Annotated in this window: 15 protein-coding genes; 8 read left to right on the forward strand and 7 right to left on the reverse strand. The window is 64.1% G+C overall.

The genetic code is table 11. The annotated features are described in order from the left end of the window. Positions 1–25: 25 nt before the first annotated feature. Positions 26–463, reverse strand: a complete 438-nt coding sequence (locus tag HYH08_RS22765) for a GFA family protein (protein ID WP_220012057.1) — start codon at positions 461–463, stop codon at positions 26–28. A 92-nt stretch (positions 464–555) separates the two neighbouring features. Here HYH08_RS22765 and HYH08_RS22770 point away from each other — a divergent pair, with 92 nt between their 5' ends. From HYH08_RS22770 to HYH08_RS22790, 5 genes are all read left to right on the forward strand, one after another. After that, a complete protein-coding gene (locus HYH08_RS22770; RefSeq protein ID WP_220012058.1) occupies positions 556–930 on the forward strand; it encodes a nuclear transport factor 2 family protein in 375 nt (124 codons plus the stop codon). A gap of 126 nt (positions 931–1,056) precedes the next feature. Then, positions 1,057–1,914, forward strand: coding sequence for a class A beta-lactamase (gene bla, locus HYH08_RS22775; RefSeq protein ID WP_220012059.1), 858 nt, complete (start codon positions 1,057–1,059; stop codon positions 1,912–1,914). A gap of 67 nt (positions 1,915–1,981) precedes the next feature. Next, complete coding sequence (locus tag HYH08_RS22780; RefSeq protein WP_228748005.1) at positions 1,982–3,592, forward strand: Na+/H+ antiporter; 1,611 nt, start codon at positions 1,982–1,984, stop codon at positions 3,590–3,592. Positions 3,593–3,630: 38 nt separating this feature from the next. Continuing rightward, positions 3,631–3,861, forward strand: a complete 231-nt coding sequence (locus tag HYH08_RS22785) for a hypothetical protein (RefSeq protein WP_220012060.1) — start codon at positions 3,631–3,633, stop codon at positions 3,859–3,861. Next, entirely contained in the window at positions 3,858–4,139 is a 282-nt protein-coding gene (locus HYH08_RS22790; RefSeq protein WP_220012061.1) for a type II toxin-antitoxin system RelE/ParE family toxin, read from the forward strand. The genes HYH08_RS22785 and HYH08_RS22790 overlap by 4 nt, the downstream gene beginning before the upstream one ends. Before the next feature lie 12 nt (positions 4,140–4,151). On the opposite strand, the gene HYH08_RS22795 is transcribed toward HYH08_RS22790, so the two are convergent. The 6 genes from HYH08_RS22795 to HYH08_RS22820 form a co-directional block, all read right to left on the reverse strand. Continuing rightward, positions 4,152–4,973, reverse strand: coding sequence for an N-acetylmuramoyl-L-alanine amidase (locus HYH08_RS22795; protein WP_220012062.1), 822 nt, complete (start codon positions 4,971–4,973; stop codon positions 4,152–4,154). 3 nt (positions 4,974–4,976) lie between these two features. Continuing rightward, positions 4,977–6,314, reverse strand: coding sequence for a Rieske 2Fe-2S domain-containing protein (locus HYH08_RS22800; protein ID WP_220012063.1), 1,338 nt, complete (start codon positions 6,312–6,314; stop codon positions 4,977–4,979). Positions 6,315–6,513: 199 nt separating this feature from the next. Next, a complete protein-coding gene (locus tag HYH08_RS22805) occupies positions 6,514–7,410 on the reverse strand; it encodes a TauD/TfdA dioxygenase family protein (RefSeq protein WP_220012064.1) in 897 nt (298 codons plus the stop codon). A 267-nt stretch (positions 7,411–7,677) separates the two neighbouring features. Beyond that, positions 7,678–8,961: a flavodoxin-dependent (E)-4-hydroxy-3-methylbut-2-enyl-diphosphate synthase gene (gene ispG / locus HYH08_RS22810; RefSeq protein WP_220012065.1), complete on the reverse strand. Its 1,284-nt coding sequence runs from the start codon at positions 8,959–8,961 to the stop codon at positions 7,678–7,680. Positions 8,962–8,973: 12 nt separating this feature from the next. Further along, positions 8,974–9,927, reverse strand: coding sequence for a DMT family transporter (locus HYH08_RS22815; protein ID WP_220012100.1), 954 nt, complete (start codon positions 9,925–9,927; stop codon positions 8,974–8,976). A gap of 219 nt (positions 9,928–10,146) precedes the next feature. Continuing rightward, positions 10,147–10,641, reverse strand: coding sequence for a Fur family transcriptional regulator (locus tag HYH08_RS22820; protein ID WP_220012066.1), 495 nt, complete (start codon positions 10,639–10,641; stop codon positions 10,147–10,149). Positions 10,642–10,796: 155 nt separating this feature from the next. Between HYH08_RS22820 and HYH08_RS22825 the strand changes: the two genes are divergently transcribed. The 3 genes from HYH08_RS22825 to HYH08_RS22835 are packed head-to-tail and all read left to right on the forward strand — an operon-like array spanning position 10,797 to position 14,010. Then, positions 10,797–11,279: a MarR family winged helix-turn-helix transcriptional regulator gene (locus tag HYH08_RS22825; RefSeq protein WP_220012067.1), complete on the forward strand. Its 483-nt coding sequence runs from the start codon at positions 10,797–10,799 to the stop codon at positions 11,277–11,279. Next, entirely contained in the window at positions 11,272–12,438 is a 1,167-nt protein-coding gene (locus HYH08_RS22830; RefSeq protein ID WP_220012068.1) for an HlyD family secretion protein, read from the forward strand. Before HYH08_RS22825 ends, HYH08_RS22830 begins: the two co-directional genes overlap by 8 nt. Positions 12,439–12,453: 15 nt before the next feature. Beyond that, a complete protein-coding gene (locus HYH08_RS22835) occupies positions 12,454–14,010 on the forward strand; it encodes an MDR family MFS transporter (RefSeq protein ID WP_220012069.1) in 1,557 nt (518 codons plus the stop codon). Positions 14,011–14,123 lie beyond the last annotated feature (113 nt).

The following is a 14,123-nucleotide window of genomic DNA, read 5'->3' on the forward strand; positions in this document are numbered from 1 at the left end:
TTCGCCGATACAGGCGCGGGTTCCCTTAGCCGTCCCCGACATGTCCCCGGTGCTGTGGCAGATCGTCCGTAATCTCGTGCCAGGGCGCCTTCGAGCCCACGAAAATATGGGCGCTCGGCCGAATCGAGGGCACATCGACCAGGGTTCCCATGGCGACATGGACCCATTTTCCCTCGCGTACACGGGAATAAAGCAGCGAGCCGCAGTGGGCGCAGTGGGCGCAGTGGGCATCATGGGTGGTGTCGTCGCCGTAGATGAGGCGCTGATCCTCGCCATGGACGATACGGAGCTTGTCCTGCGGAATCCCGGCGAATGGCTTGAAGGCCGAGCCGGTGGTGCGGCGACAGTTCGAGCAGTGGCAGTTCATCGCATAGGCGAACGCGTCGGCAACCTCGTAGCGGACGGCGCGGCAATAGCATTCGCCGGTGAGGATGCGGGCGTTCGAATTGTCCGATACGGTCATGGCGGTGCCTTCGCATAGGGCCGACACACCCATAGCGCATTTCGATGTGTACGACTAAGTTCCGCCCGAGCCATCAGCCAAAGGGAGGACCCATGAGCCCAAAACATTCGAGCGTCGAAGCGGTCGTGCAAACCTATTTCGACGGACTTTACGAGGGCGATGCCGACAAGCTCGGTGCCGCCTTTCATCCGTCCGCAGATCTGCGCTGGGTCGAGAAGGGCGAACTGAAGATTCTGACCGTGCCGGACTGGCTCGCCTGGGTCCGCAAGCGTCCCTCCGCCAAGGCCGAAGGCAAGCCGCGCGACGATTTCATGGTCACTATCGACCGGTCCGACGAAAACACTGCCTTCATCAAGGTCAAATGCCAGCTGCCGCCGCGCTTCTTCACGGATTATCTGGTGGCGATGAAGCTCGCCGACGGCTGGAAGATCGTGTCGAAATCGTACAGGTATGATTTGAGAGAGTGAGGGGGCGCTTCTGCAAGAACAATGACGGTGGGACTCGCGGAGAGTCCCCATCACCCGTATCGCGCCTATCGATGCGATACGGCCTCTCCCCGCAAAGCGGGGAGAGGCGAAGAAAAGAAAGACCCCATGCCACTCGATCGCCGTTCCCTGCTCGCCTCGCTTGCCTACATAGCAGCCTCCCCTGCGCTCGCAGCGGAGGCGCCACAAGAGCTCGAATCCTACGAACGTGACAGCGGCGGGCGGATCGGCGTCTACGCGGAAAACCTCGCAACCGGCGCAAAGCTCGCATGGCGTGCCGACGAGCGCTTCGTCATGTGCTCGACCTTCAAGGCTTCGCTCGCGGCTAACGTGCTCGCGCGGGTCGACCGCGGCGAGGAGCAGCTCGCAGCCGTGATCCCCTACGGTAAGGCCGATTTGCTGGACTACGCGCCGGTCGCCAAACAGAATCTCGTCGCCGGCAAGATGTCGGTCGGCGAGATGTGCAAGGCCATCGTCGAGCTCAGCGACAACACCTGCGCCAATCTGCTGCTGGCGCGGATCGGCGGCCCCAAAGCACTCACCGCATTCTGGCGATCGGTCGGCGACACCACATCACGGCTCGACCACAACGAGCCCGAACTCAACCGTTCGCCGCCCGGCGATGTCAGGGACACCACGACGCCGGCGGCGATGGCCGGCAATCTGAAGCGGCTGGTGGTGGGCGAGGCGCTGTCGCCGGCCTCGCGCGCCCAGCTCACCGAATGGATGGTCGGCTGCAAGACCGGTGCGAACCGGCTGCGTGGCGGCCTGCCGGCGAGCTGGAAGATCGGCGACAAGACCGGCAACAACGGCAAGGACGCATCGGGCGATATCGCCGTCGCCTGGTCCAAACCGGAGACGCCAATCCTGATCGCGGCCTACACCCAGGGCGGCACGCCGACCGCAGCACAAATCGAGGCCGTGTTCGCGCGCATCGGACGCATGGTGACCGAGCGGCTGGCGTAAGGCCGCCGCATCGACCTCATGTTGACCTCATGTTGACCTCTTGGCCGCTTCCGGGCCAAGAGAGGCCATGATCGCAGCGAAATTCCAGACCTTTCTCATCTTGCTCGCGGTGCTGGCGGGCACGGCGCTCGTCGCCCGCCGTTTCAACATCGCACCTGCCATTCTGCTGATGCTGTCGGGCGTCGGCCTTGCCTTCGTGCCGGGCATGCCGCCGGTGGAACTGCCGCCGGAGCTGGTGCTGCTGATGGTGCTGCCGCCGTTGATCTATTCGGCGAGCGTCGCCATGAGCTGGCGCGAGTTCAGGAACAATCTGCGCCCGATCGGGCTGCTCGCGGTCGGCGCGGTGATCTTCACCGCGGCGCTGGTGGCCGCCGCCACGCATTATCTGATCGGCCTGCCCTGGACCGTCGGTTTCCTGCTGGGCGCCATCGTCGCCCCGCCCGATGTGGTCGCCCCGCTCGCAATCGCGCGCCGGCTGAACCTGCCGCGCCGGCTCGTCGTCATCCTCGAGGGCGAAGGGCTCGCCAACGACGCCACCGCGCTGATCCTCTACCGCTTCGCGCTGGCCGCCATCATGGTCGGCCATTTCTCGCTGTCGATGGCAGCCGGCGAATTCGTCCTGATCGTCGCGAGCGAGATCGCTTTCGGCATCGGCGTCGGCTGGCTGTCCCTGCGCTTGCGAAAATGGTCACGGGATCCGCAGGTCGAGCTGACGCTGTCGCTGATCACGCCTTACGTCTCCTACTGGCTGCCCGAACATGTCGGCGGCTCCGGCGTGATCGCGACCGTGGCCTGCGGCCTCTATGTCAGCTGGAACGGCCCGCTGCTGATCTCGTCGGCGACGCGCCTGCAAGGCATCTTCTTCTGGGATCTCATCATCTACCTGATCGAGGGCCTGCTGTTCCTGCTCACCGGCTTCCAGATGCGCGCGCTCTACGAGAAGTCGAAGACGTTCCCACTCGACGACATCCTGGTCGCCACCGCCGTGGTGCTGACGATCATCGTGGTCGCGCGTTTCGTCTGGCTTTATCCGGCGACCTATCTGCCGCGGATCCTCTCCAAGTCGCTACGCGCGCGCGATCCGTCGCCGCCCTGGCAATGGCCGTTCGTGCTCGCCTTTACCGGCGTCCGCGGCGCGGTGTCGCTGGCGGCGGCGCTGGCGCTGCCGTTCACGCTGCCTGACGGCAATGCTTTCCCCTATCGCGACCTGATCCTGTTCGTCGCCTTCGGCGTCATCTTCGTCACGCTGATCGGTGTCGGCCTGACGCTGCCGCCGGTGGTGCGCTGGCTCGGCGTTGCAGAAGCCGGCCGCAGTGAGCATGTTGCCGAGCACGAGGCCGAGATCGCCGCACGCCGCCAGGCCCTCGATGCTGCGCTGAAATCGCTGGACGCGCTGACCGCGGAGAAGGAGATCTCCGATGAGGTGATGCGGCTGCTGCGCGCCCGCCATGACATCCGCGTCAACCAGCTGCCCGACTCGCTCGATCCCACCCACCACGACGTCTCCGCCGCCGGTACTGCCCTGACCCGCGAGTTGATCGCGGCCGAGCGCAAATTCATCCACGACCTCCTGCGCGACGGCCAGATCACCGACGAGACGCGGCGGCGGATCGAGCGCGATCTCGATCTGGAGGAGGCGAGCCTGGCCAACAGGGAGTATCGGGGGATGCCGCTGTAGCGCGTGCATCTTGTCCCACTATCTGCTAATATCTCCAAATGACAAAGGAAGCCCTCGAGATTCTGCTCGAACGCGTGTCGGCCTGGCCCGAAGAGGCTCAGGAAGAGCTGATGCGATCGCTGACCGACATCGAGAACAGACATCTCGGCATCTACCGTCTCAGCGACGACGAACGAAATGCCGTACGTCGCGGCTTGCAGGATATGCGTGATGGGCGGCTGGCAAGCGACGAAGCAGTCGCCGCGGTCTTCAATCGCTACAGCGCATGAAAGTGCGCTGGTCCGAAAGCTCGCTTTCGGACATCGACGATATATTTTCTTACATTCACGAACGCAATCGCACAGCTGCAGCCGCGGTGGTGGAGCGCATCAAGGCCGTTGCCAGCCTGCTCCAGGATTTTCCCGAGGCTGGCCATCTCACCGACGAGCCCGGCGTGCGCATGTTCCCGACCGTTCGCTATCCGTATCTTGTGTTCTACACGATCAATACATCTGATGCCGAGGTCGTGATCCTCCATGTGCGCCATGGAGCTCAAGAACGGCCCTAGATACCCTGCAATCTACCGCTTCCCGCAAAACTCCCCCACGCCGGCGGCAACAGCCGCCGCGATCAGCTCCTGCCGCTCCGGCGAGTTCATCGCCATTTCCTCGTCGCGATTGATGATCGAGCCCGCCTCGAGCAGCACCGCAGCACTCTGCGTCTGCGACAGCACGACGAGTCCGTCATAGCGGTAGACGCCGACATCCTTGTCGAGCAGCTGGCGCCGGTAGCGGCCCATCACCGGCAGTGTGTATTGGCTCGCATAGTGCAGGCCCTGCTCCTTCAGCTGCCGGCCGATCATCCTGGCCAGCATCAGGCTGGTCGCGAAGTGCGGGTTGCGTTCGGAGACGAACAGCGAATGGCCCGAGAAGCGGTCGCTGAAATAGCTCGGCGCGCCGTCGAATTCCCAGGTCTCCAGCAATTTGTCCGGCACCGAATCGTGATGGACCGACAGGAACAGTTCGGCCTGCCCGTCATTGGCGGCGCTGACACGCTTGACGAGGCTCGGACGCGCCTTGCCGTCCGTGACCAGCAGGCGGGCTGCGGCAAAGCCCGCGGATTTGAGTTTCGCCGTGATGAGTTTTGCCAGATGGAAGTTGAAGCCGAACTCCGGATCGTTGCGCGCGCTGAGCGCGCCGTAGGACTCCGGGGTATGCCCGACATCGACGACGATCCGGAATTTCGGCGCCTCGCACCTGGCCGGCGGCGGCTTCACCCCGGGTTTTGCAATCTTTCGCACGACCGCGGCCTCGCCGGCGCCAACCGGTGCCCATGACGACAGCAGCACCGACGCGATGAGCGATGCAACGAGAGCTGTGATGATGCCCCGCGCCCGCAACAAGCCCTACTCCGCTGCCGCGACCCTGGGACGCCCGACGAAGCCCGCGACATCGCCAAAACGTTCCAGCATCACCGCCGGCAGGTCCTTGGCCTTGCTGGTGACGCAGGCGCCGGAGCGCACCGCGTAGCGGTCCTGATGCGCAGCCTGTGGCGGCGGCTCGCCCTCTTGAAGCGCGCGCGCCAGCTCCATCACGGTTTTGCGAAAATGCATGATGCCGAGGTCGGTCGGGCCGAGATGCTCGCGGGTGCGGTCGGCGATCGGGCCCTGGCTGTCCTGCACGGCGGCGTCCTGCTCGGAGACGCCCTTGATACCGGTGTAACTCTTGGTCTTCTGGAGCTTGCGGTCGATCAGATAGTCGTTGCCCTTGTGGCGCAGCGGCACGTAATTATCGTCGACCTCCGCGATCACGCCGTTGCCGCGGTCATAGGCCTCGCGCTCGGCTTGCGTCAGCGGCCGTTCCGGATTCCAGGCATAGGTGTAGATCCAGCAATTGGTGTCGGTGACAGGCACGAAGGTCTGGCCAAAGATGTTCTCGCCCGGCATCGCGCTCGGCGCATAGGCGTGGAACGGCATCAGGAATTGCGCGATGCGCCAATAGATGTTGTCGCTGCCGGTGAGCCGGCCGCCGGCGATGGTCAAGCCCGCCTCGTGCGGAGCGACCTTGATCACGGGGCGCGGGTCCTCCGCGATCCAGCGCATATGGTCGCTCGACATCCGCGCGATCGGATTCACAAAATGCTTCTTGATGTCCAGAATTTCGTTCTCCTCCTTGTCGAAGGAGAGATGGGCAAAGGTGAAATGCGCGGTGTCGATCGAGCCTTCCAGTGCCTGCACCCAGTTGCAGTCCTGCCATTTCTTGCTGACGTAGCGATGCGATTCCGGCAGCAGCGCCATTTCGAGATCGGGCAATTCCGGCATGGCTTCAAGCGGGCCCATATAGGCCCAGATCATCTCGCCCCATTCGCGCACCGGATAGGATTTGATGCGGATGAGGTCCTTGGCGTTGAGATCGGGATAGGACGTCGGCATGTCGACGCAAGCCCCATCCGTGTCGAACTTCCAGCCGTGATAGACGCAGCGGATGCCGCATTCCTCGTTACGCCCGAGCCAGAGATTGGCGCCGCGATGCGGGCAATATTGATCGATGACACCGACCACGCCGCGGGAGTCGCGGAAGGCGAGCAGCTCTTCGCCGAGGACCGTGATCTTCTTCGGCTCGCCGTCGGGCTCAGGTAGTTCTTCGGAGAGAAGGACAGGGATCCAGAACCGCCGCAGCAGTTCGCCCATGCCTGTTCCGGGGCCCGACTCGGTCAGGAATTTGTTGTCCTCGGCGCGGAGCATGGCTGACCCTCCCGATTTGTTTTCAGGAAGATTGACGCGAGAAGGGGAAAGCGTCAACGCAAGAGACGGTCGTGTCCCGGGACGCGGCGCGGCATGAAATGACGCGACGCAGAGCCGGGACCCAGCTTGCCGTGACAATGGGCCCCGGCTCAGCAGCGCATCACTGCGTGCTGCGCCGCGTCCGGGGCACGAGAGCGATCTAAACAGGCCTCTCCCCCTTCACCGTCACGCGCGTCCCCGACCGCGTGTGCGGCCAGTAATCCCACATCGCGCGGTGCTGGGTGCAGCGGTTGTCCCAGAAGGCGATGGCGTTCTCGGTCCAGCGGAAGCGGCACTGGAACAGCGGATTCTCGGCGTGCTGGTAGAGATAGGCGAGCATCGCGTCGCTCTCGTCGCGCGGGATGCCGTTGATGTGGCGGGTGAAGCCGCGGTTGACGTAGAGCGCCTTCTTGCCCGTGACCGGATGCGTGCGGACCACCGGATGCTCGGCGTTCGGATAGGACGGACGATCGTCGACGCCGTAATTGGCGTAGAGGCCGCGATAGATCGGCTCGCCGTCGTGCAGTGCGGTTAGACCGTCCAGATAGGTCTTCATGCGGTCCGACAGCGCCTCGTAGGCCGCATACATGTTGGCGAACAGCGTGTCGCCGCCGCGCGACGGGCATTGCTTGATGTAGAGGATCGAGCCCATCGGCGGCTCGACATCGCAGGACACGTCGGAGTGCCAGCCCTCGCCATTGGCGCGCGGCGAGTTCTTGTCGGCATAGATCTTCATCAGCGCCGGGTCTTCGTCCTCGTGAGGCGCTGCGGGATGGACATGCAACTCGCCGAACTTGCGGCCGAAGGCGAGGTGCTGCTTCGGCGTGATGGTCTGGTCGCGGAAGAAGATGACGAGGTTTTCCGCGAGCGCGCGGTGGATCTCATCCATCTGCCGGTTGGAACGGCTATCGCCATCGACGAGCGCGCCGATGTCGACGCCGGAGATTTCCGCACCGATGATGGGGGTGAGCTTTTCGACCGCGATGGTCTCATAAGGCGCGCCATCCTCGGTCGTGTGGCGATAGCGCGGGCCCTGCTTGCCGGCCAGTGAGCTCATGGGCGTTGTCTCCCGATCATTGTTGATTGGGAGGCATCGTAGCGCGCGACGATAGATGTGCAATCCGCACTGCAAACACAGCTGTCGTCCCGGGGCGCGCGGAGCGCGAACCCGGGACCCATAGCCACAGGATTGGGTTTTGCGACGACTCGGAGTGACAGTCCGTCATAGCCACGATGTCCTGTGGCTATGGGTCCCAGATCTGCGCGCGCTCGAGGCGCGCTTGTCCGGGACGACAGCGCAGTGTGGGGCGCTAACGGAGTGAGCCTACTCCGCCGCGGTCACCGGCACCTTGGCGCCCTGGCCGTAGCGCTGGTCGATGTAGTCGATCACCAGCGCCTTGAAGTCGGCCGAGATGGTCGGGCCGCGCAGCGTGCGGAACTTCTTGCCGTCGACGAAGACGGGCGCGGCCGGCGCTTCGCCGGTGCCGGGCAGCGAGATGCCGATATTGGCGTGCTTGGATTCGCCGGGGCCGTTGACGATGCAGCCCATCACCGCGACGTTGAGCTCCTCGACGCCAGGATATTTCGTCTTCCAGTTCGGCATCTCGTCGCGGATGAAATCCTGGATCGAGCGCGCCAATTCCTGGAACGTGGTCGAGGTGGTGCGGCCGCAGCCGGGGCATGCCGCGACCAGCGGCACGAAGGTGCGGAAGCCCATGGTCTGCAACAGCTCCTGGCCGACCTGCACCTCGCGGGTACGGTCGCCGCCGGGCTCCGGCGTCAGCGAGATGCGGATGGTGTCGCCGATGCCCTGTTGAAGCAGGATGCCGAGCGCGGCGGAGGACGCGACGATGCCCTTCGAGCCCATGCCGGCTTCGGTGAGGCCGAGATGGATGGCGTAATCGGAACGCGCGGCGAGATCCTGGTAGACCGCGATCAGATCCTGCACCGCCGACACCTTGGCGGAGAGGATGATGCGGTCCTTGGGCATGCCGAGCTCTTCGGCGCGCGCGGCCGAGAGCAGCGCCGACTGCACCATCGCCTCGCGCGTCACCGCACGCACGTCCCGCGGGTTGGCGGAGGCGGCGTTCTCGTCCATCAGCTTGGTCAGCAGCTCCTGGTCGAGCGAGCCCCAATTGGCGCCGATACGGACCGGCTTGTTGTTCTTGTTCGCGATCTCGATGATGTCGGCGAACTGGGTGTCGCGCTTGTCCTTGAAGCCGACATTGCCGGGATTGATGCGGTACTTCGCCAGCGCCTCGGCGCAGGCCGGATAGGCCGCGAGCAGCTTGTGGCCGATATAGTGGAAGTCGCCGATCAGCGGTGTGGTGATGCCGCGCTTGGCGAGACCGTCGCGGATGTGCGGGACGGCAGCCGCAGCCTCCTCGCGGTCCACGGTGATGCGGACCATCTCGGAGCCGGCGCGCGCGAGCGCTGCGACCTGGGCGATGGTGCCGTCGATATCGGCGGTGTCGGTGTTGGTCATCGACTGCACGACGATCGGCGCGCCGCCGCCGACGGCGACGTTGCCGACCTTGACCTGGGTGGTGCGGTGCCGGGGCGCGGGGCCCGCGATGTCGGAATCGAGGGGGTTTTCGAGCTTGTTCATGGGGTCCAAATATCAGGTTTTGGTGACGTTCAGCAATGCATCACGCGGCGCCGCAGCCGATTGGCTCGGACGGTTAACCAGAAAAAGCCCAGCAATTACAAGGACCGCGGCGACCCCGAATGTCAGGCTCAAGGTGTCGTGCATGATGAAATAGCTACCCACCACGCCAAACAAAGGGGTGATGAAGGTAAAAGCCGACAATTTGCTGGCCGAATAGGTCTTCACCAGCGCGAACCAAAGCGTGAACGTGGTTCCCACCACCCAGATCGCCTGGAAGGCCATCAGGCCGAGGGACAGCGGCGACGGAGTATGGGTGATGGTCTCACCAAACAGATATGCCGCCACCCCGAGGACCGGGATCGAGGTCGCGACCTGATAGCCTAGGGCTTTCTCCGGTGCGACGAAGCGCAGCCGGGTGCCCTTGGCCACCAGTGTGGTTGCCGCCCATAGCCCGGCACCACCGACGATCATGAGGTCGCCGAGCAGGACGTGCGAATCGACATTGGGCTGCGGCACGCCGATCGCGAGCGCGACGCCGGCAAAGCTGATCGCCAATCCCAGCCATTGCGAGGTGCCGAGCCGCTCGCCGAGCACCTGGTAGGAGCCGAGCGCGACGAAGAACGGGGCGGTGTAGAGGAACACCACCGCGCGCGAGGCGGAGGTGAAGCGCAGCCCCTGGAAGATCAGCACGAATTCGATGCCGAACATCAGCCCGGCGATCAGGCCCGGCTTCCACGTGCCGTCGCGCTCGAAGAATTTGACGCCGCGCAAAGTGCCGATGATGAACAACACCGGCAGTGCGCCCATCGAGCGGATCATCGCCTGGAGCATCGGCGGAACATCCGGCAGCACCAGCTTGATCGCGATCTGATTGAAGGCCCAGGTCAGGCACAGCATCAGCATCAGGGCGATGGCGCCGGCACTGAGGGGCCGCGCGGCGGATGGGTTGGCTTGAGGTGCGGACATGTCTTCCCGGATACCGGCTTTGCGCCGTTGTTGGTTGATTGACTCAGACGGCGGGCGGTTCACCTCTCCCCAGCGGGGAGAGGTCGATTTGCGGAGCAAATCGGGCGAGGGGGCGCAGGCCCCATGAGAGAGTGAAACCCCTCACCCGCGCCTGCGGCGCGACCTCTCCCTTTGGGAGAGGTGAACACCACCGTTGTTGCTCGAGTTGATCCCATCTCTTTAAGAGGCTTTCTGGCAATGGGTGCAGATGCCCGTGATCTCCACCACGGACAGCTTGGGGGCGAAGCCTGAGCTGCGCGCCGCGGCGTTGAGGTCGCTGGCGAAGGACGCTGACGACATCTCGCCGACGAGACCACATCGCTCGCAGATCAGGAACGCCACCGCCGAGGTCGAATCATGGTCGTGGGCGGCGCAGGCGAGATAGGCGTTGCGGCTCTCGATGCGATGTACGAGGCCGTTGGCCATCAAGAAATCGAGAGCGCGATAGACCGTGATCGGCGCTGGCCGCGCCATCGATTTTGCCAGTTCGTCGATCACCTCATAGGCGCCGAGCGGGCGGTGGCTGGAGAGCAGTGCCCCCAGCACCTGACGACGGATCGGCGTGAATTTCTGCGCGCGCTGCACGCAGACCGCTTCCGCATGCGCCAGCGCGTCCGCTGTGCAGCGGCCGTGATCGTGGTCGGGCGCGGGAAAAGCCGGCGTTGCGAAGGTCATTCGGCCCGCCTTCTAGCACTTCGGCGATGGAACCCAAAGCGCCACGGGGGAACGGCTGCCAGCCATGTTCCTGCTGCGGGACAGCGTCCCGTTAACCCGCCATGAAATAATCATAAGCTTGCTTATTATATGCCAGCTTATTGGAGACCAAGCTTATGACCCGCGGGTCTGTCGACCAGAACTTCCTGTTCACGCTCGGCGAGCTCTACCGGCTCTTGCGCGTCTATGCCGACAAGGAGGCCTCGCGCTTCGGCATCACCCGCGCGCAATGGGCCGTCCTGGCCAAGGTCGAGCGCAGCGAGGGCATGAAGCAGTCGGAACTCGCCGAGCTCCTGGAGATGCAGCCGATCACGCTGACGCGGCTGATCGACAAGCTCTGCGACAGCGACTGGATCGAGCGCCGCAGCGATGCCTCGGACCGCCGGGTCAAACGCCTGTACCTCAAGAAGGCCGGGCGGCAGCTGCTCGGCAAGATGAGCGGCCTCAAATCAGAACTCACGGCGAACGCACTCGACGGCATCAGCCCGGCCGATGCCCATCGTCTCCTCACCCAACTCGAAACCATCAAAGAAAACGTGCGCAACGCGATCCAGGCCTCCGGCGCGGAACAAGCACGTAAGGAGCAGCGCTATGGCTGATCAGGTTCTCAAATTCCAGCCCGAGCAGAAGATCGACAGCGGCAAGCCGACCAAGAAGGCCGGCGCCGATCCGCGCCGCCGCTTCGTCGCCGGCCTGCGCCGCTATCGCCGCTTCCTGCTGATGGTGGTGCTGCCCATCGTCGTCGCCATCGGCGGCGTCACCTTCTACCTGCATGGCGGCCGCTATGTCGGCACCGATGATGCCTATGTCGGCGCGCAGAAAGTGCTGGTGACGCCCGACATCTCCGGCAAGATCGAGAAGGTCGTCGTGAAGGAAGGCCAGCTCGTCAAGCAGGGCGATGTGCTGTTCGAGATCGACCCCGTGCCGTTCCGCCTCGCGGTGGACGAGGCCAAGGCGCAGCTGATGCAGGCGCAGACGACCTATGACAACCTCCGTGCCAACATCAAGATTTACGGCGACATGCTGGGCCTCGCCCAGCAGGGCGTCGACCTGAAGCAGCGCGACGTCGAACGCAAGCAGGCACTGGTCAAGAACAGCTTTGGCTCGCAGCTCGACCTCGACAACGCCTCGAACGCACTGGTCACCTCGGGCTCGATCGCGCAATATGTCAGGCAACAGATCTCGGCCGCCAAGACGCAGCTGCTCGGCGACACCGACCTGCCGCTGGAGAAATTCCCGCCTTACGCGCAGGCCAAGTCCAAGCTCGAAAACGCCGAACGCAATCTCGACCACGCCGTGGTACGGGCCTCGATGAGCGGCGTCGCGACCCAGGTCGAGCAGATCCAGCTCGGCCGCTACGTCGCGGCGGGCACGGCGGTGTTCTCCATCGTCGACATCGCCCATCCCTGGGTCGATGCCAATCCGAAGGAGAGCGACCTCACCTACGTCACCGAAGGACAGCCCGTCACGCTCGAGGTCGACGCGTTCCCGAACCACATCTTCAAAGGCAAGATTGGCTCGCTCTCGCCGGGTACCGGCGCGCAATTCGCGATCCTGCCGCCGCAGAACGCCACCGGCAATTTCGTCAAGGTGGTGCAGCGCGTGCCGATCCGGATCTATTTCGACGAGAGCGACAAATACGTGAAGAAGCTGAAGGCCGGCATGAGCGTCTACGCCACCATCGATACCGGCCACCAGCGCTCTCTCGCCGCGCTGCTCGGCCTGTCGGCGACGGCAGGTCAGGACAAAGAAGACTAAGGCGAGGCTGATCCGATGTCCGGCCCCAATGCCAGCTTGATGGTCCCCGGCCTGCGCCGGAACATGGTGACGATCTGCGCCATGACGGCGACCATCATGCAGGCGCTGGACACCACCATCGCCAACGTCGCGCTGCCCTACATGCAGGGCACGCTGTCGGCCTCGCAGGACCAGATCAACTGGGTGCTGACGTCCTACATCGTCGCCGCCGCGATCATGACGGCGCCGGTGGGCTGGATCGCCAACCGCTTCGGCCGCAAGCGCATCTTCATCATCTGCTCGGCCGGCTTCACGCTGGCCTCGGTGCTGTGTGGCCTGGCGCAGGACATCAACCAGATGGTGCTGTTCCGCCTGCTGCAAGGCGTGTTCGGCGCGGCGCTGGTGCCGCTGTCGCAATCGGTGATGCTCGACTATTACACGCTGCAGGAACGCGCCACCGCGATGTCGATCTGGGGCATGGGCGTGATGATGGGCCCGATCATGGGTCCGTCGTTGGGCGCCTGGCTGACCGAGAGCTATTCCTGGCACTGGGTGTTCTTCGTCAATCTGCCGTTCGGCGCGATCACCGTGCTCGGGCTCAGCATCTTCATGGACGAGACCGACAAGAATCTGAGCCTCAAATTCGACTGGTTCGGTTTTGCCGCGCTCGCGGTCGGCATCGGCGCACTCCAACTCGCGCTCGATCGCGGCGAACAGCTCGACTGGTTCCAGTCGGTCGAGATCGTGACCGAGTTCGTGATATCCGGGATCGCCTTCTATTACTTCTTCGCCCACTCCTTCACGACCTCGCGGCCGTTCATCCAGTTCGCGTTGTTCAAGGACCGCAACTTCCTCACCGGCTGCATCTTCATGACGGTGATGGGCCTCGTGCTGTACTCGACCATGGCGCTGGCCTCGCCCTACCTCCAGAACGTCATCGGCTACCCCATCATGACCGCCGGCGGCCTGCTGGCGAGCCGCGGCTTCGGCACCTTCTTCGCCATGATGATGGTCGGCCGCATCATGAAATACATCGAGGCGCGCACGCTGATCATCTGCGGCCTGACGCTGACGGCGGCCTCGCTGTTCCAGATGACCGGCTGGACCGACCAGACCCAGGTGCCGGAGATCATCATCGTGAGCGTGATCCAGGGTTTTGGCTTCGGCCTCGTCTTCGTGCCGCTCTCGACCGTGTCGTTCCTGACGCTGCCAAACCATTTGCGCACCGACGGCACCTCGATGCTGACGCTGCTGCGCAACGTGGCAAGCTCCGTCGGCATCTCCATCGTGATCGCCGAGCTGACGCAGGGAACGCGCAGGACCTACGCGATCCTGTCCGAGCACATCAATCCGTTCAATCACGCGCTCCAGATGCCCGACGTGCGCGGCATGATCAATCTTTCCACCGACGCCGGCCGCGCCATGGCCGACCGAATGGTCAGCGTGCAGGCGCAGATCATCGCCTTTGCGCACGACTACATGCTGGTGATGGTTTTCATCCTCTGCACCATTCCGCTCGCGCTGATGATCGGCTCGACCAAGGCGACGCTGAAGAAGCAGACGGCCGGGCCTGAACATGCGGTGATGGAGTAGCTGAAAGCTCTCTTGTCCCGGGCGCGGTGCAGCGCAAAGCGGTGCGCCGCAGAACCGGGACCCAGTTCTTTCTTGACGCGGATCGATGGGCCCCGGCTCAGCAGCGCACCACT

The organism is Bradyrhizobium sp. BR 10289, from assembly GCF_019455385.1.
Taxonomy (GTDB): Bacteria; Pseudomonadota; Alphaproteobacteria; order Rhizobiales; family Xanthobacteraceae; genus Bradyrhizobium.

Excerpts from the sequence above, each read along its gene's own strand:
- bla (WP_220012059.1), top strand. The coding sequence starts at position 1,057 with ATGCCACTCGATCGCCGTTCCCTGCTCGCCTCGCTTGCCTACATAGCA.
- HYH08_RS22815 (WP_220012100.1), bottom strand. The coding sequence starts at position 9,927 with ATGTCCGCACCTCAAGCCAACCCATCCGCCGCGCGGCCCCTCAGTGCC.
- HYH08_RS22825 (WP_220012067.1), top strand. The coding sequence starts at position 10,797 with ATGACCCGCGGGTCTGTCGACCAGAACTTCCTGTTCACGCTCGGCGAG.
- HYH08_RS22785 (WP_220012060.1), top strand. The coding sequence starts at position 3,631 with ATGACAAAGGAAGCCCTCGAGATTCTGCTCGAACGCGTGTCGGCCTGG.
- HYH08_RS22835 (WP_220012069.1), top strand. The coding sequence starts at position 12,454 with ATGTCCGGCCCCAATGCCAGCTTGATGGTCCCCGGCCTGCGCCGGAAC.
- HYH08_RS22830 (WP_220012068.1), top strand. The coding sequence starts at position 11,272 with ATGGCTGATCAGGTTCTCAAATTCCAGCCCGAGCAGAAGATCGACAGC.
- HYH08_RS22770 (WP_220012058.1), top strand. The coding sequence starts at position 556 with ATGAGCCCAAAACATTCGAGCGTCGAAGCGGTCGTGCAAACCTATTTC.
- HYH08_RS22780 (WP_228748005.1), top strand. The coding sequence starts at position 1,982 with ATGATCGCAGCGAAATTCCAGACCTTTCTCATCTTGCTCGCGGTGCTG.
- HYH08_RS22790 (WP_220012061.1), top strand. The coding sequence starts at position 3,858 with ATGAAAGTGCGCTGGTCCGAAAGCTCGCTTTCGGACATCGACGATATA.
- HYH08_RS22800 (WP_220012063.1), bottom strand. The coding sequence starts at position 6,314 with ATGCTCCGCGCCGAGGACAACAAATTCCTGACCGAGTCGGGCCCCGGA.
- ispG (WP_220012065.1), bottom strand. The coding sequence starts at position 8,961 with ATGAACAAGCTCGAAAACCCCCTCGATTCCGACATCGCGGGCCCCGCG.
- HYH08_RS22820 (WP_220012066.1), bottom strand. The coding sequence starts at position 10,641 with ATGACCTTCGCAACGCCGGCTTTTCCCGCGCCCGACCACGATCACGGC.
- HYH08_RS22805 (WP_220012064.1), bottom strand. The coding sequence starts at position 7,410 with ATGAGCTCACTGGCCGGCAAGCAGGGCCCGCGCTATCGCCACACGACC.
- HYH08_RS22765 (WP_220012057.1), bottom strand. The coding sequence starts at position 463 with ATGACCGTATCGGACAATTCGAACGCCCGCATCCTCACCGGCGAATGC.